The organism is Gordonia sp. NPDC057258 (assembly GCF_042668985.1).
In the GTDB taxonomy this organism is placed as follows: domain Bacteria; phylum Actinomycetota; class Actinomycetes; order Mycobacteriales; family Mycobacteriaceae; genus Gordonia; species Gordonia hongkongensis.
This window is the reverse complement of record NZ_JBHUXZ010000003.1, coordinates 63,846-88,183: the sequence shown is the minus strand read 5'-3', so window position 1 is coordinate 88,183 and position 24,338 is coordinate 63,846. Positions and strand designations below refer to the sequence as shown.

The window sequence follows — 24,338 nt, the reverse complement described above, 5'->3', positions numbered from 1 at the left end:
GATTCGTTCAGACAGCCGATGTTTCGCGTTCGACCCGCGGGCTACCGTCACGGGATGCCTGTTCACCGATTGCCGCGGCTGACGGCTGTCGTCGTGGCAGGTGTTGCGGGGTTCGGCTTGCTCGCTGGTTGTGCTCCGTCGGTACCGGTCGATCGTGACCCGATCCCCTCGGTGTCGACGTCGGCGCCGGCGTCGACCAAGATCGTGACCGCCGGACCACAGCGCGACGAACGGCCGGTGATGAGACGGTTCCCGCTCCTGCTGGGGTCGGGGGTCGAGGGCTGGGCGGCCGGCACTCTCGGGGACGACTCATCGGACAGAGTTCCTGGACCATCCACGTACTGGTTCGACGCGGTCGTGCACGTTGGTACCGAGCGCGCGGCAGAGTGGGCGGGGCGGTACGGCGCCGACCCGGTGGCCCCGCCTGACTCGGTGGCGGGCGCGTTGCGCGACCTGGTGCCGCCCGGCGGCTTTCTCGGCGGGCCCGCCCTCGACCGTGCGTTTTCGTCACCGGAGTGGCGCGCGACGGTGTACCTGTCGCTGACGACGGGTCGCGTGGTCGTCCTGGGTATCGACGACTGACCTGCGTAAGGTGGCCGTCGTGGCGAACAAGCAGGGACAAGTGGTGGCCTCGGGCGCGTTTCAGGTGTTCGGCGCTCGACAGCGGGATCAGGTCGGCGAACTGCTCGGCGAGATCTTCGACCGCACGGACATCGCGGCCTTGGGCTCCGACTGGCGGGGCATCGTCTACTTCACCCTCTCCGACGACGAGACCACCGCCGCCGACACGGTTCTCGGCTTCGACCCGTCGAGCGGGACCTCGGGTGAGCTGGCCACCGTCGACGAGGTGTCCGAGGCCGTCCGGACCGGTGACGTCGCCGAGGCCGTCGACGTGGCGAGCTTCGATGCGTGGCGGGAGGCGACCGGTACCCGCGCCCTGGACATGGGTGCCTGCGTGCCACCCGCCCTGTATGAATTCCTCGGCGGTGATCCCGCCGAACGAGACGTCGAGCCAACCGATCTCGTCACCTACGTGGCGACCGCGGCCGCGATCATGGGCCGCATCCAGTCGCTCGGCGTCGAACCCGGGGACGAGATCCCCGATGCGGTCTTCGACGAGGAGTATTGGACCTAACCGCCGGTTGAGCCGCCCTTGTGCCGGTTGAGCTTGTCGAAACCCCCTCAGACCGCGCGGCCTCGTCGTTCCCGATACCACGCGACGAGGGCGTCGGTCGACGAATCGTCGTGCGTGTCAGGCGCTTCCGACTGGATGATGGTGCCGAGCAGTTCCTTGGCCTGGGTCTTGCCGAGTTCGACACCCCACTGGTCGAACGGGTTGATGCCCCAGATGGCGCCTTCGACGAAGACCTGGTGCTCGTAGAGCGCCACGAGCTGGCCGATCACCGACGGGGTGAGCTGGGGGGCGAGGATCGAGGTGGTGGGGCGGTTGCCCGGCATCACCTTGTGGGCCACGACATGTGCGGGCACGCCCTCGGCGGCGATCTCGTCGGCGGTCTTGCCGAAGGCGAGCACCTTGGTCTGGGCGAAGAAGTTGCTCATCAACAGGTCGTGCATGGAGCCCGAGCCGTCGGGAGCGGTCGGCAGGTCGTCGGTGGGTTCGGCGAAACCGATGAAGTCCGCGGGCACCATCCGCGTGCCCTGGTGCAGCAGTTGGTAGAAGGCGTGCTGGCCGTTGGTTCCCGGTTCGCCCCAGAAGATCTCGCCGGTGTCGGTGGTGACGTGGTGGCCGCCGGCGGTGACCGACTTGCCGTTGGACTCCATCGTCAGCTGCTGCAGGTAGGCGGCGAAGCGGGCCATGTCGTTGCTGTACGGGAGCACCGCGCGGACACCGACATCCCAGAAGTTGTTGTACCAGAGGCCGATCAGGCCGAGAACGACCGGCGCGTTGCGTTCGAGGGGCTGGGTGCGGAAGTGCTCGTCGACCATGTGGAAGCCGTCGAGGAACTCGGCGAAGCGTTCCTTGCCGATCGCGGCCATCACCGACAGTCCGATCGCGGAGTCCACCGAGTACCGGCCGCCGACCCAGTCCCAGAAGCCGAACATGTTGTCGGTGTCGATGCCGAACTCCGCCACTTCGGCGGCGTTGGTGCTGACGGCGACGAAATGCTTTGCCACGGCGTCGGAGTCGGCGTCGAGCGCCTGCAGGAGCCAGGTGCGTGCGGCGGCGGCGTTGGTGAGTGTCTCGAGAGTGGTGAAGGTCTTCGAGGCGATGATGAACAGTGTCGTCTCGGCGTCGAGGTCGGCGAGGGTGCCGACCAGGTCCGCGGGGTCGACGTTGGAGACGAAGTGGCAGCGGATCCCGGCGTCGACGTAGTGGCGTAGTGCCTGATAGACCATCACCGGACCGAGGTCGGAGCCGCCGATGCCGATATTGACGACGTCAGTGATGGGTTGTCCGGTGTGTCCCTTCCACTCTCCGCTGCGGAGGCGGTCGGTGAACTCGCCCATCCGGGTGAGGACCTCGTGCACGTCGGCGACGACGTCCTGGCCGTCGACGGTCAGTGTCGCATCGGCCGGCAGGCGCAGCGCGGTGTGCAGGACGGCGCGGTCCTCGGAGGTGTTGATGTGGGCGCCGGCGAACATGTCGTCGCGGATCTCCTCGAGACCGACCTCGCGGGCCAGGCTCATCAGGAGTTCGAGCGTCTCGCGCAGCACCCGGTGCTTCGAGTAGTCGATGTGCAGATCGCCGACGTCGACGGTGAGTTCGCGCCCGCGTGCGGGATCGATCGCGAACACCTCACGCAGGTGCATGGCGTACACATGCGGCTGATGAGCCGCGAGCGCCTGCCAGGACTGCGTCGCGGTGATGTCGCCGTGGTCGGTGCCGGTGAAGTCGCTGCCAGGTGCCTGGGTGCTCATGACCACCAACCTTATGTGCTCGGCGTCGTGGCCGCGACGGTCGTCACACGTGGCGCGCAGGCGTCACCGGATCACCGCGTCGGTGTGCGAGGGGCCGGCGGGTCAGCGGCCCAGTGGCCCTCGCCCCAGACGCAGCAGCAGCATCGCGAGGGTGTGCCCCTCCTGGCCGAGATCCTGGAAGCGCTCGAGCACCTTCACCTCGCGGCTGTGGACCAGGCGGGGGCCGCCGGAGGCCATGCGTGCGGCACCGATCTTCTTCGACACCGCCGACCTGCGCTTGATCGCGGCGAGGATCACGGCGTCGAGCCGGTCGATCTCGAGCCGCAGCTGGTCGATGTCGTCGGGCAGGTCGCCGACCTCGGACGAGAGCTCGTACTTGTCGAGGTCGATCGAGTGCTCGAACGACGTGCCGCCGGAAGGGCGGGGGTCCTGAGCGCCGGGGCTGGGGCTGCGGTCGGTCACGCGCCCGATTTTGCCACGACGCCCCGCGACGACCCGCATGCGGCCGAGTCGCCCGACCCGACCACGACGCCGCTCGCGGCACATGGAAACTGGAGCGCATGCCCAACGCGCGGATGGTGTCCCTCGTCGCCCTGTCCCTGATCGTGGGTCAGCTGATCATCCGCGGCTGGCTCGTCGCGACGGGCAACTTCTACTGGGACGATCTGGTCCTCGTGGCACGCGCGTCGTCGAACCCGATCCTGTCCTGGGAGTACCTGGGCCACAGTCACGACGGGCACTTCATGCCGGCGGCGTTCCTGCTCGCCGGGGTGGCCACGTGGCTGGCACCGCTGAACTGGGCGCTGCCGGCGCTGATGCTCGTGGCGATGCAGGCGATCGCGTCGGTGGCGGTGTGGCGGATGGTGCGGGTCATCGCGCCGCGCGCCCGCATCGGTGCACTCGTCGCGCTCGCGTTCTATCTGTTCAGTCCGATGACGGTGCCCGCCTTCGCCTGGTGGGCGGCCGGCCTCAACACCCTGCCCCTGCAGGCGGCGATGGCGTGGATCGTCGCCGACGCGGTCCGCCTCGCGCGCGGTGACGTCGACGACGCGCGACGCCGGCTGGTGTGGACCCGCTCGACGATCGTCTTCCTGAGCGCGCTGGCGTTCTTCGAGAAGTCGTTGTTCATCCTCCCGGTGGCGCTGGTGGCCGCGGTCCTCGCGAACGGCGGTCCCCGCGCGACCACGGTGACGCTGCGGGCCGCCCAGGAGCTGTGGCTGGCGCTGACCGTCGTCGCCGCGTCGTGGGTGGCGGTGTACTTCATCACCACCGACCCGACGTCGGGTGAGCAATCGGTGGCGCAGACCGCGCGCCTGGTCTGGCGGTCGGTGACCGATGCGATCGTGCCGTCGCTCGTCGGCGGGCCGTGGGAATGGGAGCGGTGGACGCCGAGTCCGCCGACGGGTTTCCCGCAGATGTGGATGATCGTCGGCGGCTGGCTGGTCTTGGCCGCGGTGACCTGGTGGGCGGTGGCCCGCCGCCGCGGTGGCGCGGTGATCGTCGCGTGCGCGGCCCTCTACGCGGTCGCGGCGCAGATCCCGGTGATGTGGAATCGGTCGAGTCCGCAGACGGCGATCGAACTCGCCCAGCACATGCGCTATCTCCCGGACACGGCGCTGGTGTTCACCATCGCTCTGGCCCTGCTGTGCGCGGCGCCGGCCCGGACCACCGATGTGGGCGGACGGCATGCGCGCACGTCCGACGCCGAGGCCGGGCGCGATGAGGAGCGGTCGGCCGCGCTGCCCGCGTTCGCGTCCGTCGTCGGTGCGCTCGTCGTGGTGTCCGCGCTGGTGTCGCTGGTCTCGTTCTCGTCGTCGTGGCGGGACAACCCGACCGGCGACTACCTCGAGACCGCGACCGCATCGCTGCACGACGCCGCGACGCAGGGGCCGGGCGGCGTGACCATGCTCGACCAGTCCGTGCCCCTGGAGATCCTGCAACCCTTCGTCTACCCCGACAACCAGGTCAGCCGCATCTTCGGCCGCGTGGAGCCCCGGCCCGACTTCGGGGTGGCCACCGACCGGTTGTTCGTGCTCGACACCGCGGGAAATCTCGTGCCCGGCGGCGTGACGCAGCGTCGCACCATCTACGCGGGGGCGGGGACCTGCCGGACCCCGGAGGTCGACGGACCCACCCGACTGCGACTCGACGGTCCGCTCTTCTCCTGGCCCTGGACGATCGCGCTCAGCTACTGCGCGACCCGGGACGGCGAGATCGAGATCGCGCTCGCGGACGGGGAAGCGGTCCGGGCACCGGTCCGCGCGGGACTGGGGTCGGTGTATGTCCGGATCAACGGTGGCGGCGACCACGTCGATCTGCGGCCCCTGACGCCGGGGCTGCGGCTGCACACCGGCGCCGGCCGGGTGGGCGAGGCCGCCGAGGCGCGCTTCGCGGGCGGCTGAGTTCTAGTGGTGTGTCTCGGAAATAAGCGACTGGTCTCCGGCGCTCGATCGGCGCCTGGCTGCGTTGTCGTCGGTCGAGATAGCTCCGCTATCCCTCCCTCCTCCGCCTTGCCAGACCACCGATCGCTCCACCGGATACCGGCCACCTATTTCCGAGACACACCACTAGTCGTAGTAGAACGCGGAGATGTTGTCGCTCTGGTTCTCCGCGGCGATGAGGGCCCGCAGCGCCGACGCGGTCTCCTCCTCGGCGACGAAGTAGACGACCTGCGCGTCGCCCGCCGCGGCGACCTGCTGCTCCATCTGCTTGCGGAGCACCTCGGTGCCTTCCCAGGACGGATCGAAGGTGCCGCCGACGATGTGGTCCTGATATCCCTCACCGAAGGTGATGTGCATGTTGCCGTCGGTGCCGATGCCGTCGAAGACGTAGTCGCCGCGCTTGATCGCGTAGTAGCTCGGCAGGCCGGTCACACCGGAGCCGAACCGGGCCTGTGCCGGTTCCTTGTTTCCGGTGCGGACGTAGACGATCTCGGTGTTGGTCTGCTTCTCGTTGTTGTCGATGAGATCGTTCAGTTCGTCTGTGGTCGCGTCGATGAAGGCGAGATAGGTGAAGGTGTACCGCGACGCGATGTTGGTGTCCGGCGGGAGGTTGGTCGCCGCGCAGCGGGTGGTTCCGTTGCGTCCGAAGTCGACCCGCAGGACCACCTTGCACTCACCGCCGACGGCGCCGGGCGGGCGGTTGCCGACCGCGAAGTTCAGCGTCAGGCCGTAGTTGAAGTGGCCGCGGACGTCGTCGGCGTACGGGCTGCCCTGCACGGTGTAGTCGAAGGCGCAGGACGAGGTGGTGCATGCACCCGTCTGGCGCGAGGACACCACCGGCTGCTCCATCCAGAGGCCGGGGGCGGGCACCGACAGCAGGTCCGAGACGAGTGCACGCTGGTTCGCGAACACCTTCTGGGCCTGGTCGGCCGGCTGCAAGCTGACCGCGGCGTCGATGTCGTAGGTGACCGGGCCCTGCACGCTCTGACCCTTGACGTTCGTGACGTTCTTCGTCTCCGGGTCGAAGGTGACCTCCCACGCTCCGATCTTCACCTTGTCGTCGCCGACGAACTCGATCGGCGGGTCGGTGGTGGGCCAGCGTCGGGCGTCGGGGGTGCCCTTGTTGGGCGCCGGGAGCTCGGCCCCGAGCTGCGGCGCGTCGCCGTTCTCGATGTTGCCGATGTCGCCGGCGAGGTTGTCCGGGCCGAGGATCGTGCCCAGGCGCGGCAGGCTGGTGAAGCGGGTGGAGGCCCACTTGTTGTCGAGCGGGGCGGCGTCGAGATTCGTCTTCTCGGCGTCGACGAGGAGTTCGTTCCACAGAGCGCCGGGGGCGCTGAGGAACGGGCTGTTGCCGATCTGCCGGTACTCGCCCTGCTGTGAGCCCAGGGTGATCGTGCCCTCGGCGGTGTTCGACGTGGTGACGATCAGGTCGTCGAACTCGACCGTCCCCTCGCCGCGCTCGTCGTCGTACTTGTAGGTGACCTTGCCGGTGAACTTCGCCGCCGGGCTCGTCGCCATCTTGAACAGCACCTCGTCGAGGCTCTTCTGCGCACGGAAGGCGGGGGTGGGCTCCACGGTGCCGGCGCTGCTGAACGGGACGAACGACAGGACGAGCGCGATGACGAGGGCCAGTGCTCCGACACCGAGGGCGATGGCGGCGGGGACGATGGACGGTCTCTTCATGGCGCCTCTTCCTGCTCGCCGGGGCGTCGTCGCCGCGTGCGAGTTGTTCGCAGACAGGGCACCCCGAGCCGGTGATACCGCGTCATATTAGCCGCGGGACACGGCGATCGGGGCCTCAACCCACGGGGCCGGTCGGCTGTTCGGTCGACCACGTGCCGGGGTCGACCGAACCGGCCGACGGGGGTCTGTCGGCGGTGGCGGGTAACCTGGACAACCGATGAACAGCTCTTCTTCTGCCCCTCTTCTCGCCGGTCGCGCGGGCGCCGCTCCCTCGGGTGCGGCCGCCGACGACCGGGTCGCGCGCCTGCTCGACGGTCTCAACCCGCAACAGCGCGCCGCGGTGCTCCACGCCGGCGCGCCGTTGCTGATCGTGGCGGGCGCGGGCTCGGGCAAGACGGCGGTGCTGACCCGCCGGATCGCCTACCTGCTCGCCGCGCGGGACGTCACGCCCGGGCAGATCCTGGCCATCACCTTCACCAACAAGGCCGCCGCGGAGATGCGCGAGCGGGTCATCGACCTCGTCGGCCCCCGCGCCGCCTACATGTGGGTCTCGACCTTCCACTCCACATGCGTGCGCATCCTCCGGGCGCAGTCGGGGTTGCTGGAGAAGATGAACTCCAACTTCTCCATCTACGACGCCGACGACTCGAAGCGGTTGTTCGGCATGGTCATCCGTGACCTCGACCTCGACCCCAAGAAGTTCAGCCCGCGCGGCGTTTCGGTGGCCGTGTCGAACTTCAAGAACGAACTCATCTCGCCCGACGAGGCGCTGGCCGCGGCGCCCGAGGACGACCCGACGTCGACGACGATCGCGCAGATCTACGCCGAGTACCAGCGCCGTCTGCGCGCCGCAAACGCCTTCGACTTCGACGATCTGATCGGGGAGACCGTCGCGCTGCTGCATCGGCATCCGCAGGTCGCGGAGTATTACCGGCGCCGATTCCGTCACGTTCTCGTCGACGAGTACCAGGACACCAACCACGCGCAGTACGTGCTCATCCGCGAACTGGTGGGGGAGCAGACCACCGCGAGTGGTCTGGAGCCCTCGGAGCTGTGCGTCGTCGGCGACGCCGACCAGTCCATCTACGCCTTCCGCGGTGCCACCATCCGCAACATCGAGGAGTTCGAACGCGACTTCCCGTCCGCCGAAACCGTTCTGCTCGAACAGAACTACCGGTCGACGCAAACGATCCTGTCGGCGGCCAACGCCGTCATCGCGCGCAACTCCAACCGGCGCGAGAAGAAGTTGTGGACCGACTCCGGTGACGGCGAACTCATCGTCGGCTACGTCGCCGACTCCGACCGCGACGAGTCGACGTTCATCGCCAAGGAGATCGAGGAACTCACCGACTACTCGATCGGCGGGTCGTCGAGTCACAAATACTCCGACATCGCGGTGTTCTACCGCACCAACACCGGTTCGCGTGCGATCGAGGAGGTGTTCGTCCGGCACGGGATTCCGTACAAGGTCGTCGGCGGCACCAAGTTCTACGAGCGCAAAGAAGTGCGGGATGTGGTGGCCTACCTGCGGGTGGTCGCCAACCCCGACGACTCGGTCAGCCTGCGCCGGATTCTCAACACGCCTCGGCGCGGTATCGGCGATCGCGCGGAAGCCTGCGTCGCCGTGCATTCGGAGAACACCGGACGGAGCTTCTACGAGTCGCTGATGGACGCTGCCGAGGGCAAGGTCGCATTGCTCAACACGCGGGCGGTCAAGCAGATCGGCGGGTTCGTCGAACTCATCGAAGGGCTCCGGTCGGACTTCCTGACCCACTTCGGCGAGGCCGGCTCGGAGGACGCGGATGTGGCCTTCCTCGACGCCACAGAGGAGTCGGCCGACATCGGCGAACTCGTCGACGCGATCGTCGAGCGCACCGGCTACCGCGCCGAACTCGAGGCGTCCAACGATCCACAGGACGGCGCACGCCTCGACAACATCAACGAACTCGTCGCCGTGGCACGGGAATTCAGTGCCGACGCCGCGCAGGTCGACGCCGATGCCGACGACCCCGAGGTCGAGGTGGACCGCGAGGGCGAGCCCGAACCCGGTTCGCTCGCAGCGTTTCTCGAGCGGGTCTCACTCGTCGCAGACGCCGACCAGGTGCCGGATGAGGGCGAGGGCGTGGTCACGATGATGACCCTGCACACCGCCAAGGGCCTCGAGTTCCCGGTCGTCTTCGTCACCGGTTGGGAGGACGGTCATTTCCCGCACATGCGCGCGCTCGGCGACCCGGCCGAGCTGAGCGAGGAGCGGCGCCTGGCCTACGTCGGGATCACCCGCGCCAAGCAGCGTCTGTACCTCACCCGGTCGGTCACCCGCGCCTCCTGGGGGCAACCGGTGTCGAACCCGGAATCCCGTTTCCTGCAAGAGATCCCGCAACACCTCGTCGACTGGCGCCGAACCGAACCCAAGCGCTCCATGCGCGGCTTCGGCGGATCGTCGGGCGGCGTGTTCGGCCGCGACGGGGCATTCTCCGGTTCGGGTGGTTCGTCGATGGGCCGTGGCCGCTCGTCGTACTCGTCGGATCCGGCCCGCGGACGCAACAAGCAGGTTCAGCTCGACATCGGCGACCGACACAACCATCCGAAGTACGGCATGGGCAAGGTCGTGGCCAAGGAGGGCAGCGGCGCCACCGAACGCGTCACCATCGACTACGGCGGCAGCGCGGGACGTGTCACGCTTCTCACCGCGGGCGGGATTCCCGGCGACAAGCTCTAGGGCTGGGTTCGCAAGGAGCGCACGCCCCCGCTCCCTGATCCGGAAGAAGTGACCCCCACTGCTCCCTGAGGAGCGCCCGGAGCTTGCGGAGGGCGCGTCACGAAGGGTCCTGGCAACCGAGACTGCGAATACCCTTCGTGACGCGCGCGAGCTCGCCCCTCAGCAACCGCGCCTGACGGCCATCGTGGACTACGAAAGAACTCGTTGTGCTCGGAGCGGGCCCAACCACTGCTCCCTGAGGAGGCCGGAGCTTGCGGAGGCCGTCACGAAGGGTCCTGGTGAGACCGCGTCGCCAACCCCTCGTGGCTCGCCGCGACCTGTGGGGCCCTTCTGCTAGCCGGTGTAGCCGGAGAGCTTCACGCCCTTGGCGGCGAGCCAGGGCACGGGGTCGATCTTGGTGTTGCCGTTCTTCCACACCTCGAAGTGCAGGTGCGGGCCGAACGAAAAGCCCTCGTTGCCCACCAGGGCGATGACGTCGCCGGCGGTGACGCGCTGGCCTTCGGTGACCAGGACGCCCGAGGAGGCCATGTGGCCGTACATGGTGACCGTGCCGTCGGCGGCCTGGATCTGAACCCAGTGGCCGTATCCCGACGCGGGCTCGGCCTTGATCACGACACCGTCGGTGGCGGCGTGGATCGGGGTGCCGAGGGGAGCGGCCATGTCGATGCCGCCGTGCATGGTGCCCCAGCGCATCGCGAAGGCGGAGGTGAAGTCGTAGCTGCCGAGCGGGATCGGCGAGGTGAAGAGCGGGCGCCGGGCCAGGGCCTCGCGACGATCCTGGTCCGCCGCCATTTTGGCGCCCACACCCAGCTGATTGGTGAAGACGTTCATCTGGTCGGTCTGTGCGGTCGCAGCAGCGACGCCGGGGCCCAGCTCCGCGGGTGCGGCGCCCGGGGCGGTGGCGTCGTTGACGGCCGCGGCGTTCACGGGTGCAGGCGCCTCGTCGCTCGTGCCGACCTGAGCGACCGCGGCGACGGCCGCGCCGGCGGCCATGGCGATGAGAGCTGCGCGTCCGCCCTTGAGGGCGTTCGGCGGCGCCGCGATGCGGTGCTTGCCGCCACGCCGGACCCGTTGTCCGGCCGGATTCGTCCGGAAGGGGCGATGCTCGGTGTCGTCGTCGAGATCGTCGTCGTCGAGCGAACGGAGTTCGCCTCCGTCGAAGATGTCAAGCTCGGCGCCCTCGACGTCGAACGGCTCGTCGTGCTCGTACTGATCGAACTCGTGCTCGGGGATCAGGATGTCCTGAGTGATCTCCGAACGGGTGGGACGGTAGTAGCCCTGCCACGACGACGGCGTCCAGCCGGCGTCGGAGTGCTCGCGAGTGGAGGTGTCGGAGTCTGCGAAGTCGAACTCGTAGTCGGTGAGGTCGTACCCGGCCGCATCGTCGGTGTCGACAATGGGGATGATCGTGGTCATCTCTTCCGCTGTGACGTCATCGATCAACCCGCCCGATCGGACGCGGCCCGATCCGCGTGAGACACCGAGTCCCGCCAAATCGTCCACCTCATCTCTTCGCTACCGCATCTCGTCGCCGGCGGATCGAAGTCACCGTCCGTAATCCTTCTGTGACCACCGCTGAGAGCCGACGGTAACGAAATGATTGCGGCAAGTCCAACCGTAGACAGCGACAAACCGGCATATTGTGAGCTGAGTCACATGGCTGGTCGCCAAGTATGGAAATTGCCGGATTTTCTGTTCACTACAGCAAATTCAACCTGTGAAGACCGCGCGCCGATGGATTCTGCGGTCGTCGCAGTTCATGGGGTCGGACCGACGCTGCGGACCTCACGTCACGACGTCAATACTGTGAGAACCGACCGAGCGAGTGATCTGTCGCACAAGCGCAGGGTGCGCGCGGGGTGGCGATTCCCGACAGGTTTAAAGTCCGATATGGCCCGCATTACACCCTTGCGCGGGCAAATCTACGAGATGGTGAGCTGAATGGATCTCTTCGAATACCAGGCGAAGGAACTGTTCGCCAAGCACGGGGTTCCCACCACACCCGGTCGGGTGACCGATGATGCCGCCGATGCGCGGGCGATCGCCGAGGAAATCGGCAAGCCCGTGATGATCAAGGCGCAGGTCAAGACCGGCGGGCGTGGCAAGGCAGGCGGCGTCAAGTACGCCGCGACCCCGGACGACGCGCAGTCCCACGCTTCCAACATCCTTGGCCTCGACATCAAGGGCCACGTCGTCAAGAAGCTGCTGGTCGCCGAGGCCAGCGACATCGCGGAGGAGTACTACATCTCCTTCCTGCTCGATCGCACCAACCGCTCCTACCTGGCCATGTGCTCGGTCGAGGGTGGCATGGAGATCGAAGAGGTCGCGGCGACCAAGCCCGAGCGCCTCGCGCGGGTCGCCGTCGACGCCGTGAAGGGTGTCGATCTGGAAACCGCGCGCTCGATCGCCGAGCAGGGCCATCTGCCTGCCGAGGTGCTCGACGCCGCAGCGGTCACCATCGCGAAGCTCTGGGAGGTCTTCGTCAAGGAAGATGCCACCCTGGTCGAGGTCAACCCGCTCGTCCGCACCCCGGACGATCGGATCCTCGCCCTCGACGGCAAGGTCACCCTCGATGCCAACGCCGACTTCCGTCAGCCCGGCCACGAGGAGTTCGAGGATCGCGACGCCACCGATCCCCTGGAGCTCAAGGCCAAGGAGAACGACCTCAACTACGTCAAGCTCGACGGCGAGGTGGGCATCATCGGCAACGGCGCGGGACTGGTCATGTCGACCCTCGACGTGGTCGCCTACGCCGGTGAGAAGCACAACAACGTGAAGCCCGCGAACTTCCTCGACATCGGCGGCGGCGCCTCGGCCGAGGTCATGGCTGCCGGCCTCGACGTCATCCTCGGCGACGAGCAGGTCAAGAGCGTCTTCGTCAACGTCTTCGGTGGCATCACCGCATGTGACGCCGTCGCCAACGGCATCGTCGGTGCTCTCGAGAAGCTGGGGTCCGACGCCAACAAGCCGCTGGTCGTCCGCCTCGACGGCAACAAGGTCGACGAAGGCCGCAAGATCCTGGCCGATGCGAACCACCCGTTGGTCACGCTCGCCGAAACCATGGACTCGGGCGCCGACAAGGCCGCCGAGCTGGCGAGCAAGTAAGGGAGCCACGGAATATGTCGATCTTTCTGAACAAAGACAACAAGGTCATCGTCCAGGGCATCACCGGCGGTGAGGGCACCAAGCACACCGCTCTGATGCTCAAGGCCGGCACCAACATCGTCGGCGGTGTCAACGCGCGCAAGGCCGGCACCACCGTGTCGCACGTCGACGCCGACGGCAACAACGTCGAGCTGCCGGTGTTCGCATCGGTCGCCGAGGCCATGAAGGAGACCGGGGCCGACACCTCGATCGCCTTCGTGCCGCCGAAGTTCTCCAAGGACGCCATCATCGAGGCCATCGACGCGGAGATCCCGCTGCTCGTGGTCATCACCGAGGGCATCCCGGTGCAGGACTCCGCCTACGCGTGGGCCTACAACGTGGAGAAGGGCGAGAAGACCCGCATCATCGGCCCCAACTGCCCCGGCATCATCACCCCGGGTGAGGCGCTGGTGGGCATCACGCCGAACAACATCACCGGCAAGGGGCCGATCGGTCTGGTCTCCAAGTCGGGCACCCTGACCTACCAGATGATGTACGAGCTGCGCGATCTCGGCTTCTCGACCGCCATCGGCATCGGCGGCGACCCGGTCATCGGCACCACCCACATCGACGCCATCGAGGCGTTCGAGAAGGATCCCGAGACCAAGCTGATCGTGATGATCGGTGAGATCGGCGGCGACGCCGAGGAGAAGGCCGGCGAGTACATCAAGGCCAACGTGACCAAGCCCGTCGTCGGCTACGTCGCGGGCTTCACCGCCCCCGAGGGCAAGACCATGGGCCATGCCGGCGCCATCGTCTCCGGCGGTGCGGGCACCGCGCAGGGCAAGAAGGAAGCCCTCGAGGCTGCGGGCGTCAAGGTCGGCAAGACGCCGTCCGAGACCGCCGCGCTGGCGCGGGAGCTCTACGAGGCACTGTAAGAAGTCACGAGAACCGAAGAACCCGAGCGGGTCTGCCCGCTCGGGTTTTTTCGTGGGCCGACCGACCGGATCGGCGCGTGCGATAATTCGTCGGTGAACTCCCCGGCGCGACGCGGCGCGATCTCCCAGCTGGCAGGGGAGTCGATGCGGTTCGCCGGGGTGGTGGCCGACGTCGCGGAACGTCTACCCCTCGCGGGCGGGGTCGTCGGGTCCGTCCGTGCGCGGCTGGCCGAGGCCGCCGACACCGCTGTCACCGTGGTGGTCTCGACGACGCGAGCCGTTCTGGGAGTCGTCATCCGGGAGGTCGTCGACGCATTGGTCGAGGAGGTCGACCTCACCGACCTCGTCCTCACCCACGTCGACCTGAAACGACTCATCAGCGAGGTCCTCGCACTCATCGACATCGACGAGGTGATCACCACGGTCGATCTCGATCGGGCTGTCGCACAGGTGGATCTGATGGCGGCGATCGATCTGGTGGACCTCGACAGGGTGATCGGCAAGGTCGATCTCGACTCCGTCGCCACCCGGATCGACATCGACGCGATCGCGGCCCGGATCGACATCGACGCCATTCTCGGGCGCGTCGACCTGATCGGACTCGCCGAGGAGATCATCGACGGTGTCGACCTCCCCGACATCATCCGGGAGGCGAGCACCTCGGTGACCGCCGATGTGATGACCGACGTGCGCAGCACCAGCGAACGTGCCGACGACGCGGTGGCCAACGCGGTCAACCGATTCTTGCGTCGCCGCGGTGCCGCGGCCATCGAGGCAGCTCCCGATGAGGAGGGGCCACGATGACCGCGGAACCGAAACCGACAGAGCTGCTGCAGAACTCGTCCCCGACGACGCCCGGTCTGCCGCCCGTGCACAAGGCCCATGCGGTGCAGGACCGGGACAAGAACGCGGGCATCGTGAGCCGGGGTGTCGCCTCGTTCCTCGACCTCCTCGTCGTGTGGACGATCCTCGGTGCCGCCTATGCGGGCCTGTCCCTGATGAAGTTCGTGCTCTCGGTCAGCGAATTCTCGTTGCCGGAGGTCGATCTGGTCTTCACCACGACCGGCTTCGTGCTGGTGGCGGTGCTCTACCTCGCGACGTGCTGGGAGGTCTCCGGACGCACACTCGGGTCGGTCGTGATGGGCCTGCGGGTGGTCAATTCAGAGGGTGCCCGGATTCGGCCGACCATCGCAGTGCTGCGCGCCCTGCTCTGTACGTTCTTCGCGATCGGTCTGGTGTGGGTGGTCGTCGACCGGCGTCGGCGGTCGGTGGCCGACGTCCTCCTGCGCACCCGGGTCATCTACTCTCGCTGACCGCCTTGAGCTGAGCCAGTCCCTTCTCGAAGTCCTTGCCCAGCATCTTGTCGAAGATGCCGAAGAACCCTGCCACGCGGCTGAACAACGTCTGTGCGCCGACCATCGTCCAGGACACCCGCGTCGCCTGTCCCTCCGGCGCGAGTTCGAAGGTGACGGTGTTGGTGGCCTTCATCGGCTTCTCGAAGGCAAGGTGCACCTCGACCTCGCGCGGCTCGTCGACGCGCGTGATCTCCATGGCGCCGCGTCCGGCCTTCTTGTTGCCCGACCACGCGTACTTCGCGCCGACACCGGATTCCGCACCGGAGTAGTCGCGCGTCATGTCGGGGTCGACGCCCTCCCACGGCGACCAGTGCACCCACTGGTGGAAGTCGACCAGGTACGGCAGCACCGCAGTGGGCGGTGCGTCGACGATGGTGGATCGGGTGATGCGGAAGGTGTCGGACATGCGGGCCCCCGGAAGAGATCGGTCGGTGGTACGGAACGGGTGTCGGGCTGACGAGAGTATGACACCGGGCGCCGACGGATATCATCCCGTCGGGGCGTCGCGGAGGGTGTCGACGTCAGGCCGGAGCCGCCCGGCCGCGGCGGGATACGGTGTGAGGCATGGGTGAGCGGGCACGGCTGACGGCGACAGACCTGCGCGTGATGATCGTCGACGACGATATGTGGGAATCGTGGGATGCGCCGGTCGGTGAGCCGGCCACGACGTCCGATGGTGCGGACGACACCTATGCCATCGAGCTCGACCGGGCACGCCGAAAGAGCGGTTCGGACGAATCGGTCACCACCGGCGCCGGCGCGATCGGCGGCCGGCGAGTGGCGATCGTGCTGGGGGAGTTCGAGTTTCTCGGCGGGTCGATCGGGCGCGATGCGGGGGCCCGGATCGTCGCAGCGGTCCGACGCGCGACACGCGAACGACTTCCGCTGCTGGCGTTTCCCGCCTCCGGAGGCACCCGGATGCAGGAGGGAACCGCGGCGTTCCTGCAGATGGTCGCCATCACGGGTGCCGTGACCGACCACAAGGCCGCCGGCCTGCCCTACCTGGTGTACCTGCGTCATCCGACCACGGGTGGCGTGTTCGCGTCGTGGGGTTCGCTCGGCCACATCACCTGGGCGGAACCCGGAGCGCTCATCGGTTTTCTCGGGCCGCGCGTCTACGAAGGCCTGTACGGGGAGCCCTTTCCGGCCGATGTCCAGACCGCGGAGAATCTGGTCCGCACAACGGTTGTCGACGACGTGGTCGATCCCGTCGATCTGCCGGCCCGCCTCGCCGCGGTGCTGCGACTGCTCGACGCGCGTGACCGGCCGTCGTCGGACGACTCGGTGACGGTACGTCCGCAGCGCACGCAGTCGGGGGAGCCGGAGGACACCTGGGCCTGTGTGCTCGCCACCCGCGAGGCCGGACGCGCGGGCCTGGTCGAGTTCCTGGCCGGCGGGGATTCGGCGCCACTGTCGGATGCCGGGCCACTGCGCTTCTCGCTCAGCGACTTCGACGGTCGGGTCGCGTTGGTCGTCGGCTACGACCGGACGTCACAGGCGGCGGGGGACCTCCCGGGGCCGCGACATCTGCGCGAGGCGCGGCGGGCGATCATGGCGGCCGGCGACCTCGGACTCCCGGTGGTCACCGTGATCGACACCCCGGGCGCGGAACTGTCGGTCGTCGCCGAGGAGGGTGGCCTCGCGGCGCAGATAGCGCGCTGCACAGTCGAATTGCTCAGTGTGCGCGTGCCGACCGTCTCGGTCCTCCTCGGGCAGGGTGCGGGCGGCGCCGCGCTCGCGCTGTTCCCCGCCGACGTCCGGGTCGCGCGCGCCGACGCCTGGCTCTCGCCGTTGCCGCCCGAGGGAGCGAGTCTCATCGTGCACCGTGATCTCGACCATGCCGGTGAGATGGCCTCGCGGCAGGGCATTCTCGCCGGGCGCATGGCCGCGCAGGGCATGATCGACCACGTCGTCGACGCCGGATCGGACGACGAAGCGCTGTCGGCGATCCGCGACTGGATCGGCCGGTATCTCGCGGGATCGCCGGTTCCGGACGACGAGGCACGAACACGCGTGCCGTCGAAAGACGCGCGATGAGCGCGCGCACCGTCGCCGTCGGGGCGCTCATCACCGACGAGTCAGGACGGATCCTGTTGATCCTGAGGCGGAACGAGCCGTCGGCCGGGCACTGGAGCCTCCCCGGCGGCCGGGTGGAGCCCGGGGAGTCGCTGGAGCAGGCGGTGGTCCGCGAGGTCGAAGAGGAAACCGGCTTGCGGGTGACGGTCGGCGAATTGGCCATCCAACTCGAGATCCCGGTCGGCGACGGACGGGTGTACGAGGTCCACGACTTCCGTGCCGAGATCCGTTCCGGGGAACTACGTCCAGGTGACGACGCCGCGGACGCGGCGTACTTCACACCGGCCGAGGTCCGTCGGGCGAAGGTCACGAACAGGTTGGTGGAGTACCTGGAGCAGGCCGGTGTGATGCCGCCGGAGTCGCCCTGACGGCGCACCCGCCGACGGTCCCGGCGCAGCGGGGCCGACGTGGTGCACGGACATGGTTTTGTGCAGGATGGAGGGATGACCGATCTACTGCCCCTGGACCCTGACCAACTCCTCACCACCACCCGCTCGGTGCGCAAGCGTCTCGACTTCGAGCGTCCCGTGCCGCTCGACGTGGTCAAGGAGGCGCTCGAGGTCGCGTTGCAGGCACCGACCGGCAGCAACAGCCAGACCTGGCACTGGATCGTGCTCACCGATCCCGAGCTGAAGCAGAAGGTCGCGGACTATTACGCGCAGTCGTTCGCCAAGTACTACTCGGGCCAGGCCCCGCGGGATGAGACCGGCAAGCGCGTCGCCTCCAGTGCCCAGTACCTCGCCGACACGATGGGTCAGGTCCCGGTGCTTGTCATCGGCGCCATCTACACCGGTGGCGACCTGCCGGCGGGTAACCAGGCCGGTGTCTGGGGTTCGCTGCTGCCGGGTGCCTGGAGCCTGCAGTTGGCGTTGCGTGCTCGCGGCCTCGGATCGGCGTGGACGACCCTCCACCTGAACTACGAGAAAGAGGTGGCCGAGCTCCTCGGCATCCCGGCCAACATCCATCAGGGCGTGTTGCTGCCGGTGGCCTACAGCAAGGGCACCGATTTCAAGCCCGCGCCGCGCAAACCTCTCGACTCGGTCCTCCACATCGACGGCTGGTGAGGGCGGGGTGCCGGGTCACGACTGATCCGGCACCTCACACCGGAGTGCCGCCAGCGCCATCGCGGTGAGGAGGCGGCGCAGTCCGTGCTGGTCGAACGCGGGCAGGCGAGGCGACGAGTTGAGCAACCCGAACATCGCGTGAACGCGCACGCGGGCTTCCTCGCGGTCGAGTGTGCCCCCGTTCTCGTCGACCACCGCGAGGAGCACGTCCACCCACCGTTCCACGTAACGGCGCTGCAGCAGCCGGACCCGGTGATTGGCGTCCGGGGTCATCGACGGCAGGTCCCGATCCTGCACCGTGATGAGGTCGGGACGGGTGACGAGGACGTCGATGTGAAAGCCGATGAGCGCCACCAAGGTTTCCGTCGGTGAGCCGCCGCGGTCGGCGACCTCGCTGCCGCCGTCGTGCAGTCGCTGACTGATGTCGATGAGCATCTCGTCGAGTAGCTCGGTCTTGGAGGAGAAGTGGCGGTACATGGCCGGGCCGCTCACCCCGACGGCTCGTCCGATGTCCTCCAGTCGCACGCCGGCGAATCCTCGCTCGGCCATCTGGTGGGCGGCGGCGGACAGCAATTCGGCACGACGGGCCGCCTTGGCCTGGGTTCGGCGCGTCGGCGGACGATTCGTGATCTCCGATTCGTCCTCGCGCGGTTCATGCGTCGCGGACATCGATCCCGAACTCTACGCGTTCGGCGTGCGGGCGAGATGCAGCGTGTCCGACGTCGGCGCGCGGGGTGGGTGACCCGGTCGAATGAAAACTGCACCGGCCGGTGCTCACGAGGCCGGGAAGGGCTTAGTCTTGCGCATGATCGCGCGCCGGACGGCGGGCGCAGAACAGTCCGAAAGGGCGGCGGGCCGAGTCCCGCAGCAGCGACGAGGAGCGGATCGTGAATCCAGGCGAACCCCAGCACCCCGGCGGTCAGTGGTCAGGCGTTCCGCAGGGCCCGCTGCAGACCGGGGGCTTCGCCGGCAACCAGGATCAGACGGCCCACGTCCAGCACCCGGGCACCGGGAGTCTTCCTCCTCAGCAGTGGAACCCCGGCGCGCAGTACCCGCCTCCCGGTCCTGGCTGGGGACAGCCGGCACGCGGACCACGTGCGGACCTGTCGGTGATCTTCGCGCTGGCCTCCGCGGTCGCGGGGGTGGTCACGTACTTCATGGGCTTCCTCGGGTGGATCTCGGTCGGGGCCGGTGCCGAGGAGGAACTCAACCGTTGGGGAACGGATTTCGAGGAAGGGCAGGGCGGCATACCCGCGTACTTCTCCTACGAGATCGTCCTGAACCCCGGCAAGTTCTTCATCCTGCTCGGGGTCGTCGGCATCGCGGCGACGTTCGTGCTGGTTCCGAGCTATCGCAAGGCGCTGCCGTTCCTCGCGGTCGTCGGAGTCGCCGCGTGGCTGGCCCTGTTCGCCGCGGCACTGATCACGCCGCCGTTCCTCGACCTCGGTGCCGGTGCGATCGTCGGGCTGATCCTGGGATTCCTGCAGGTGGCGCTGCTCATGGCAGCGGCGTTCTTGTACGGTCTGAAGAAGGATGACTCGCCCAACCGGGGATGACGGCCCCGACGATCCGATCGTTCGCCTCCTGCGTCGTGCGGGATGTGTCTTCGCCGACGAAGAAGCCGCGCTGCTTCGCGAACACACAGCCGACGCAACCGAACTCGACGCGCTGTGTGCCCGACGCGTGGCCGGCGTGCCGATCGAGCATCTGGTGGGCTGGGTGCAGTTCGGCGAGTTGCGGTTGTCCGTGGGCCCGGGCGTCTTCGTGCCGCGGCAGCGTTCCCTGTTGTTGGCGCGCACCGCGATCGCCGCAGCAGATGCGTGCCGGTCGCCGACCGTACTCGAGGCGTTCTGCGGGGTCGCCCCCATCGCCGCGAGTGTTGTGGCCGCGGTGCCCGGCGTCGAACTGCATGTCGTCGATGCCGACGACACCGCGCTCGGCTTCGCGCGCCGAAACCTGCCGGACGGGACCGGGATTCACCTCGGTGCCGGGCTCGTCCCGTTGCCGGCAGCACTACGCGGCCGCCTGGACGTGATCGCCGCAGTACCTCCCTACGTGCCCGAGTCGGCGCTCGGACTGCTGGCGCCGGAGGCCCGGGATCACGAACCGCACCGGGCACTGCTCGGTGGCCGGGACGGCCTCGACCACATCACGGCGTTGATCGCCGACGCCCGGGGATGGCTCGCCGTCGGTGGCGAGTTGCTGATCGAGATGAACACCGCCCAGTACGACCTGGTCGCCGTCGCCCCGCCTACCAGAGCGCATTACGAGTGCGAGGTCGTCCCGGGCGACGATGGCCAGACCGCTGTGGCGCGTCTTCGGCGGGCGCGGTGAGGCCGGCCGGCTGAAAACCACCCTCCAGCGGTGGCCCGACGCCTCATGGGCGTCGGGTGCGCTGTGTCGGGCGGTTTTCAGTTGCGCCGGCTCGAAGGCCCTAGATCCCCAGCACCTCCCGCTGCCGTGCGACCGCTTCCCGGTAGCGCGCGACGTTGGCCATCTTGATCCCCTCGTAACCCCGGACCATGTCCGGTAGTTCCGCGAGGTCGACGACCGCGGGTACCTGGTCCGCGCCGATGCGCCCACTCGCGAGCGCATCGAGCGCGGCGTCGACGAGTTCCCGGTACTCGACGATCAGCGCGCGTTCGGTGCGTCGGATCTCGCTGCGGCCGAACGGGTCCAGTCGGGTCCCCCGGAGCCGCTTCGCCTTCGCGAGCGCGCTCAGCGGGGTGTCGGCCCACGATCCCAGCGCCAGCTTCTCGCGCATCCCCATACTCCGTAGGGTCGGTGGGTGGAGGCGTACCGCGACCTCGGCGTCGGCGCCGAATTCGTCGGCGATGCGCGCGGCGAACGCCGGATCCTGCGTGAGCCGGGCGACCTCGTACTCGTCCTTGTAGGCCATCAGCTTGTACAGGTTTCGGGCGACGGCGGCGGTGAGCGGGGCGTCCGATGCGACGCGTCGTACGCGGTCGACCGTGTCGAGGTAGGTTCGCGCGTATCTCTCGTCGGAGTGGGCGGTCAGCTCGTCGTACCGGATCGCGATGGTGCGCCGGAGGTCGGCGTCGATATCCCCGAGCGCGCTGACCACCTCGAGGGCGTGGCGGCTCGGTTCGATCTCGGCGACCCCGCGACCGTGCAGTCCGTCGATGGTGCCGGACACGGAGTCGGGATCGGACACGACCTGCCGGCCGCGCCGGAACGCCTGGACGTTCGCGTCCACGGCCACGCCGTTGAGCTCGATCGCCCGCTCGATGGATTCCGCCGAGATGGCCAGCGCCCCGGCTTGATACGCAGCACCGACCATCAACATGTTGGCGTACTGCTCGTCGCCGAACAAGGCTGTCGACACCGCTCCCGAATCGAGGTACACGGTCCGCGCGACCCGGGAGTCGACCGCGGAGTGGACGGCGGAGTCCGCCGGGAACCCGACCGAGGTGTCGATGACCATCAACCCGGTCGGCACCTGGGTGGTCGAGACGATCGCGACCGTCTTCTCGGGAGCGGTGACCTTGAGGTTGACCGGGTCGGTGCCGACCAGCGGATCGCACACGAGGTACAGGTCGCAGTCCTCGGACGCCACCTTCGCCGCCTGCTCCAGCGGATACGGGGCCACCTTGATGTCGCTGACCACGGCGCCGCCCTTCTGCGCGAGCCCGGTCATGTCGACGGTCCGGGCCGAGTGGCCGTCGAGGACGGCAGCGGTGGCCAGGACCTGGGACACGGTCACCACGCCGGTACCGCCGATACCCGTGATGCGCAGGGAGAAGGTGTCGCGGATGGCGGGGACCGCGGGCATCGGCAACACGGTGTCCGCCAGATCGGCTGCGCGCGTGCGGATGCGGTCGGTGCCCGGGGTGACCGTGACGAACGACGGGCAGTCGCCCTTGAGACAGGAGAGGTCGAGGTTGCACGAACTCTGGTCGATGCGCGTCTTGCGTCCGAACTCGGTCTGGACCGGGTGCACCGAGAGGCAGTTCGACTTCTCGCCGCAGTCGCCGCACCCCTCGCAGATGCGTTCGTTGATCACGACGCGACGAGTGGGGGTGGGCATGGCGCCGCGCTTGCGCTTGCGGCGCTTCTCGGCGGCGCAATGCTGATCGTGCACGAGCACCGTGACGCCCGCGACGCCCGCGAGTTCGGTCTGTACCTCGAGCAGGTCATCGCGGTGGCGGACCTCGACGGTGTCGGGGAGTCCCAGCGTACGAACATGTTTCGGGTCGTCGGAGGTGACCACGACCCGGCTGACACCTTCGTCGAGCAGCAGTGACGTCAACCGCGGCAGGGTCATCCCGCCCACCGGGTCCTGTCCGCCGGTCATCGCGACGGTGCCGTTGTAGAGCAGCTTGTAGGTGATGTTCGCGCCCGACGCCACGGCCGCCCGCAACGCCAGCGACCCCGAGTGCGAGAAGGTTCCGTCGCCGATGTTCTGCACGAAGTGGTCCGCGGACACAAACGGGGCCATGCCGATCCATTGCGCGCCCTCGCCGCCCATCTGGGTGACCCCGGCGATGTCGCCGACCTGCCGGGGATCCATCAGCAACACCATCGCGTGACAACCGATGCCGGCGCCGACCAGGGTGTTCTCGGCGACCTTCGTCGAACTGTTGTGGGGGCAGCCGGAGCAGAAGTACGGGGTGCGCACCGCCAACGGGAGTTCGATGCGGGTGCGGCGAGCGGCTTTGCGGTCGAGCCAGATCCGCGCGGCGTCGACCCCGTGGCGGGCGAGACGGTCGGCGAGTCCTCGGGTCACCGCGTCGACGTCGAGTTCGCCGAAGCGGGAGAACAAGGTCGATCCGTCTTCGTGCACCTTCCCCACGATGCGCGGGGCCCGCGGGTGGCGGAACAGGATGTCGCGCATCATCGTCTCGATGAAGTCGCGCTTCTCCTCGACCACGATGACCTCGTCGAGATCACCGGTGGCGGTGTCGAACATGAAGCGATTCAGGATCTCTCGCTCGATCGGGTAGACCATGCCGAGCTTGAGGATGCGGATTCCGAGCCGGCGCAGATCCTCGTCGTCGATCCGCATCAGACGCAGTGCTTCCCGGAGATCGAGGTAGGTCTTTCCCGCGGCGACGATGCCGATGCGGTCGTCGGGACTCGAGACCACGATCCGGTTGAGGCCGTTGAGCCGTGCGTACTCCTGCGCACGCGGGAGCCGGGTGGTCAGCTGATTCTGTTCGAGTTCCATGAGGTGGGCGCCGAGTAGGCGCCCGCTGGGCACGTGGGGGCTCGTCCCGAGGTCGCCGTAGACGGGCACTATGCGGTCCGGGTCGACGCGTGCGGTCGACGCGCCGTCCGCGACGTGCGCGGAGATCTTGAGCGAGGTCCAGACCCCGCTGGTGCGGCTCATGAGCGCCGCATGGACACCGAGATCCAAGATGTCTTGGGAATCGGCCGGATAGAGGATCGGGATGTAGAGGTCGGCCAGCGCCATCTCCGATGCGCACGGGACCGTCGAGGATTTCGCGCCCGGGTCGTCACCGACCAGCGCGACCGCGCCACCGGTGGAATGGGTTCCGATCAGATTCGCGTGCCGCAGGGCGTCCGTCGCGCGATCGAGACCGGGCGCCTTGCCGTACCAGTATCCGACGACGCCGTCGCGGGGGAGCCCGTCCGCGGACGGCGTCAATTCGGCACCGCCGATGACCTGTGCGGCGAGCTGCGAACCCATCACCGAGGTCGCGGCGAGCTCTTCGTTGAGACCGGGCCGGTGGATGACGTCGTACGGGGCGAGATGCTCGTGCCGTCGGGCGAGTTCGAGATCGTAACCGGCGAGGGGAGAGCCCTCGTAGCCGGAGATGAACGAGGCCGTCCGGAGGCCGGAACGGCGGTCGACGCGAGCGCGGTCGCGGACCATGCGTACCAGGGCCTGGATGCCGGTGAGGTAGATGTCGCCGGACTCGCGGGTGTAGCGGTCGTCGAGCGAGAACCCGGTGGCTGCCGTCTCGGGCGGCGTGCCGGGGGTCGGGACGTGCTCGGAGCGAGCGCGGTCGTCTGCGAGGGTCATGGGGTCACCTGGCCTTCTGTGTGCGGTGGCCGGTCCGGGGTTCCGGGGTGTCGGCGCATCGGTTGTGTCGGCCCGGGGGTGGTGGGCCTGC

20 protein-coding genes are annotated in these 24,338 nt (G+C 68.3%); 13 read left to right on the top strand and 7 right to left on the bottom strand.

Features of this window, described 5'->3' with window-relative positions; genetic code table 11:
- Positions 1 to 54 precede the first annotated feature (54 nt).
- The gene (locus ACFUEJ_RS03680) at positions 55 to 582 is read left to right on the top strand and encodes a hypothetical protein (protein ID WP_065631787.1); all 528 of its coding nucleotides are present in this window, start codon (positions 55 to 57) and stop codon (positions 580 to 582) included.
- Positions 583 to 601: 19 nt separating this feature from the next.
- Positions 602 to 1,135, top strand: coding sequence for a hypothetical protein (locus tag ACFUEJ_RS03675; protein ID WP_058251677.1), 534 nt, complete (start codon positions 602 to 604; stop codon positions 1,133 to 1,135).
- A 47-nt stretch (positions 1,136 to 1,182) separates the two neighbouring features.
- Here ACFUEJ_RS03675 and pgi read toward each other — a convergent pair whose 3' ends face one another.
- Both pgi and ACFUEJ_RS03665 read right to left on the bottom strand, forming a co-directional pair.
- Complete coding sequence (pgi, locus tag ACFUEJ_RS03670; RefSeq protein WP_211540096.1) at positions 1,183 to 2,880, bottom strand: glucose-6-phosphate isomerase; 1,698 nt, start codon at positions 2,878 to 2,880, stop codon at positions 1,183 to 1,185.
- Positions 2,881 to 2,982: 102 nt separating this feature from the next.
- Positions 2,983 to 3,342: a chorismate mutase gene (locus ACFUEJ_RS03665; RefSeq protein ID WP_033203695.1), complete on the bottom strand. Its 360-nt coding sequence runs from the start codon at positions 3,340 to 3,342 to the stop codon at positions 2,983 to 2,985.
- A 98-nt stretch (positions 3,343 to 3,440) separates the two neighbouring features.
- On the opposite strand from ACFUEJ_RS03665, the gene ACFUEJ_RS03660 reads away from it, so the two are divergent.
- Complete coding sequence (locus ACFUEJ_RS03660) at positions 3,441 to 5,282, top strand: hypothetical protein (RefSeq protein WP_388027637.1); 1,842 nt, start codon at positions 3,441 to 3,443, stop codon at positions 5,280 to 5,282.
- A 165-nt stretch (positions 5,283 to 5,447) separates the two neighbouring features.
- On the opposite strand, the gene ACFUEJ_RS03655 is transcribed toward ACFUEJ_RS03660, so the two are convergent.
- The gene (locus ACFUEJ_RS03655; protein ID WP_065631784.1) at positions 5,448 to 7,004 is read right to left on the bottom strand and encodes a hypothetical protein; all 1,557 of its coding nucleotides are present in this window, start codon (positions 7,002 to 7,004) and stop codon (positions 5,448 to 5,450) included.
- 217 nt (positions 7,005 to 7,221) lie between these two features.
- Here ACFUEJ_RS03655 and ACFUEJ_RS03650 point away from each other — a divergent pair, with 217 nt between their 5' ends.
- Complete coding sequence (locus ACFUEJ_RS03650) at positions 7,222 to 9,723, top strand: UvrD-helicase domain-containing protein (protein ID WP_058251545.1); 2,502 nt, start codon at positions 7,222 to 7,224, stop codon at positions 9,721 to 9,723.
- Positions 9,724 to 10,056: 333 nt separating this feature from the next.
- Here the strand turns inward: ACFUEJ_RS03650 and ACFUEJ_RS03645 are convergent, their stop codons facing one another.
- A complete protein-coding gene (locus tag ACFUEJ_RS03645) occupies positions 10,057 to 11,226 on the bottom strand; it encodes a M23 family metallopeptidase (RefSeq protein ID WP_211540100.1) in 1,170 nt (389 codons plus the stop codon).
- 438 nt (positions 11,227 to 11,664) lie between these two features.
- Between ACFUEJ_RS03645 and sucC the strand changes: the two genes are divergently transcribed.
- From sucC to ACFUEJ_RS03625, 4 genes are all read left to right on the top strand, one after another.
- Positions 11,665 to 12,828, top strand: a complete 1,164-nt coding sequence (sucC, locus tag ACFUEJ_RS03640; RefSeq protein ID WP_211540101.1) for an ADP-forming succinate--CoA ligase subunit beta — start codon at positions 11,665 to 11,667, stop codon at positions 12,826 to 12,828.
- Positions 12,829 to 12,842: 14 nt separating this feature from the next.
- Positions 12,843 to 13,745 carry a succinate--CoA ligase subunit alpha gene (sucD, locus tag ACFUEJ_RS03635; protein WP_058251543.1) on the top strand — a complete coding sequence of 301 codons (903 nt, stop codon included), beginning with the start codon at positions 12,843 to 12,845 and terminating at the stop codon, positions 13,743 to 13,745.
- Between the two features lie 93 nt (positions 13,746 to 13,838).
- Complete coding sequence (locus ACFUEJ_RS03630; RefSeq protein ID WP_223258814.1) at positions 13,839 to 14,549, top strand: hypothetical protein; 711 nt, start codon at positions 13,839 to 13,841, stop codon at positions 14,547 to 14,549.
- Complete coding sequence (locus tag ACFUEJ_RS03625; RefSeq protein WP_249146034.1) at positions 14,546 to 15,058, top strand: RDD family protein; 513 nt, start codon at positions 14,546 to 14,548, stop codon at positions 15,056 to 15,058. The genes ACFUEJ_RS03630 and ACFUEJ_RS03625 overlap by 4 nt, the downstream gene beginning before the upstream one ends.
- Here the strand turns inward: ACFUEJ_RS03625 and ACFUEJ_RS03620 are convergent.
- Positions 15,042 to 15,506 (bottom strand): SRPBCC family protein, encoded by a 465-nt coding sequence (locus ACFUEJ_RS03620; protein ID WP_211540102.1) that lies wholly within the window; start codon positions 15,504 to 15,506, stop codon positions 15,042 to 15,044. The genes ACFUEJ_RS03625 and ACFUEJ_RS03620 overlap by 17 nt on opposite strands.
- A gap of 158 nt (positions 15,507 to 15,664) precedes the next feature.
- On the opposite strand from ACFUEJ_RS03620, the gene ACFUEJ_RS03615 reads away from it, so the two are divergent.
- The 3 genes from ACFUEJ_RS03615 to ACFUEJ_RS03605 all read left to right on the top strand — a co-directional run bounded on the left by ACFUEJ_RS03615 (position 15,665) and on the right by ACFUEJ_RS03605 (position 18,240).
- Positions 15,665 to 17,137, top strand: a complete 1,473-nt coding sequence (locus tag ACFUEJ_RS03615) for a carboxyl transferase domain-containing protein (RefSeq protein WP_211540103.1) — start codon at positions 15,665 to 15,667, stop codon at positions 17,135 to 17,137.
- Positions 17,134 to 17,544, top strand: coding sequence for an NUDIX hydrolase (locus ACFUEJ_RS03610; RefSeq protein WP_211540104.1), 411 nt, complete (start codon positions 17,134 to 17,136; stop codon positions 17,542 to 17,544). The genes ACFUEJ_RS03615 and ACFUEJ_RS03610 overlap by 4 nt, the downstream gene beginning before the upstream one ends.
- A gap of 75 nt (positions 17,545 to 17,619) precedes the next feature.
- The gene (locus tag ACFUEJ_RS03605) at positions 17,620 to 18,240 is read left to right on the top strand and encodes a nitroreductase family protein (protein WP_068969949.1); all 621 of its coding nucleotides are present in this window, start codon (positions 17,620 to 17,622) and stop codon (positions 18,238 to 18,240) included.
- A 15-nt stretch (positions 18,241 to 18,255) separates the two neighbouring features.
- On the opposite strand, the gene ACFUEJ_RS03600 is transcribed toward ACFUEJ_RS03605, so the two are convergent.
- On the bottom strand, positions 18,256 to 18,909 hold the full coding sequence (locus tag ACFUEJ_RS03600; RefSeq protein WP_388027630.1) for a TetR/AcrR family transcriptional regulator: 654 nt from the start codon (positions 18,907 to 18,909) through the stop codon (positions 18,256 to 18,258).
- A gap of 218 nt (positions 18,910 to 19,127) precedes the next feature.
- On the opposite strand from ACFUEJ_RS03600, the gene ACFUEJ_RS03595 reads away from it, so the two are divergent.
- Positions 19,128 to 19,796: a DUF5336 domain-containing protein gene (locus ACFUEJ_RS03595; RefSeq protein ID WP_388027627.1), complete on the top strand. Its 669-nt coding sequence runs from the start codon at positions 19,128 to 19,130 to the stop codon at positions 19,794 to 19,796.
- Positions 19,774 to 20,574, top strand: a complete 801-nt coding sequence (locus ACFUEJ_RS03590) for an SAM-dependent methyltransferase (protein WP_388027625.1) — start codon at positions 19,774 to 19,776, stop codon at positions 20,572 to 20,574. The genes ACFUEJ_RS03595 and ACFUEJ_RS03590 overlap by 23 nt, the downstream gene beginning before the upstream one ends.
- Before the next feature lie 100 nt (positions 20,575 to 20,674).
- Here the strand turns inward: ACFUEJ_RS03590 and ACFUEJ_RS03585 are convergent, their stop codons facing one another.
- Positions 20,675 to 24,247: an indolepyruvate ferredoxin oxidoreductase family protein gene (locus ACFUEJ_RS03585; protein ID WP_078113398.1), complete on the bottom strand. Its 3,573-nt coding sequence runs from the start codon at positions 24,245 to 24,247 to the stop codon at positions 20,675 to 20,677.
- Between the last annotated feature and the right edge of the window lie 91 nt (positions 24,248 to 24,338).

Excerpts from the sequence above, each read along its gene's own strand:
- ACFUEJ_RS03680 (WP_065631787.1), top strand. The coding sequence starts at position 55 with ATGCCTGTTCACCGATTGCCGCGGCTGACGGCTGTCGTCGTGGCAGGT.
- pgi (WP_211540096.1), bottom strand. The coding sequence starts at position 2,880 with ATGAGCACCCAGGCACCTGGCAGCGACTTCACCGGCACCGACCACGGC.
- ACFUEJ_RS03660 (WP_388027637.1), top strand. The coding sequence starts at position 3,441 with ATGCCCAACGCGCGGATGGTGTCCCTCGTCGCCCTGTCCCTGATCGTG.
- ACFUEJ_RS03655 (WP_065631784.1), bottom strand. The coding sequence starts at position 7,004 with ATGAAGAGACCGTCCATCGTCCCCGCCGCCATCGCCCTCGGTGTCGGA.
- ACFUEJ_RS03650 (WP_058251545.1), top strand. The coding sequence starts at position 7,222 with ATGAACAGCTCTTCTTCTGCCCCTCTTCTCGCCGGTCGCGCGGGCGCC.
- sucC (WP_211540101.1), top strand. The coding sequence starts at position 11,665 with ATGGATCTCTTCGAATACCAGGCGAAGGAACTGTTCGCCAAGCACGGG.
- sucD (WP_058251543.1), top strand. The coding sequence starts at position 12,843 with ATGTCGATCTTTCTGAACAAAGACAACAAGGTCATCGTCCAGGGCATC.
- ACFUEJ_RS03625 (WP_249146034.1), top strand. The coding sequence starts at position 14,546 with ATGACCGCGGAACCGAAACCGACAGAGCTGCTGCAGAACTCGTCCCCG.
- ACFUEJ_RS03620 (WP_211540102.1), bottom strand. The coding sequence starts at position 15,506 with ATGTCCGACACCTTCCGCATCACCCGATCCACCATCGTCGACGCACCG.
- ACFUEJ_RS03615 (WP_211540103.1), top strand. The coding sequence starts at position 15,665 with ATGGGTGAGCGGGCACGGCTGACGGCGACAGACCTGCGCGTGATGATC.
- ACFUEJ_RS03610 (WP_211540104.1), top strand. The coding sequence starts at position 17,134 with ATGAGCGCGCGCACCGTCGCCGTCGGGGCGCTCATCACCGACGAGTCA.
- ACFUEJ_RS03605 (WP_068969949.1), top strand. The coding sequence starts at position 17,620 with ATGACCGATCTACTGCCCCTGGACCCTGACCAACTCCTCACCACCACC.
- ACFUEJ_RS03600 (WP_388027630.1), bottom strand. The coding sequence starts at position 18,909 with ATGTCCGCGACGCATGAACCGCGCGAGGACGAATCGGAGATCACGAAT.
- ACFUEJ_RS03590 (WP_388027625.1), top strand. The coding sequence starts at position 19,774 with ATGACTCGCCCAACCGGGGATGACGGCCCCGACGATCCGATCGTTCGC.
- ACFUEJ_RS03585 (WP_078113398.1), bottom strand. The coding sequence starts at position 24,247 with ATGACCCTCGCAGACGACCGCGCTCGCTCCGAGCACGTCCCGACCCCC.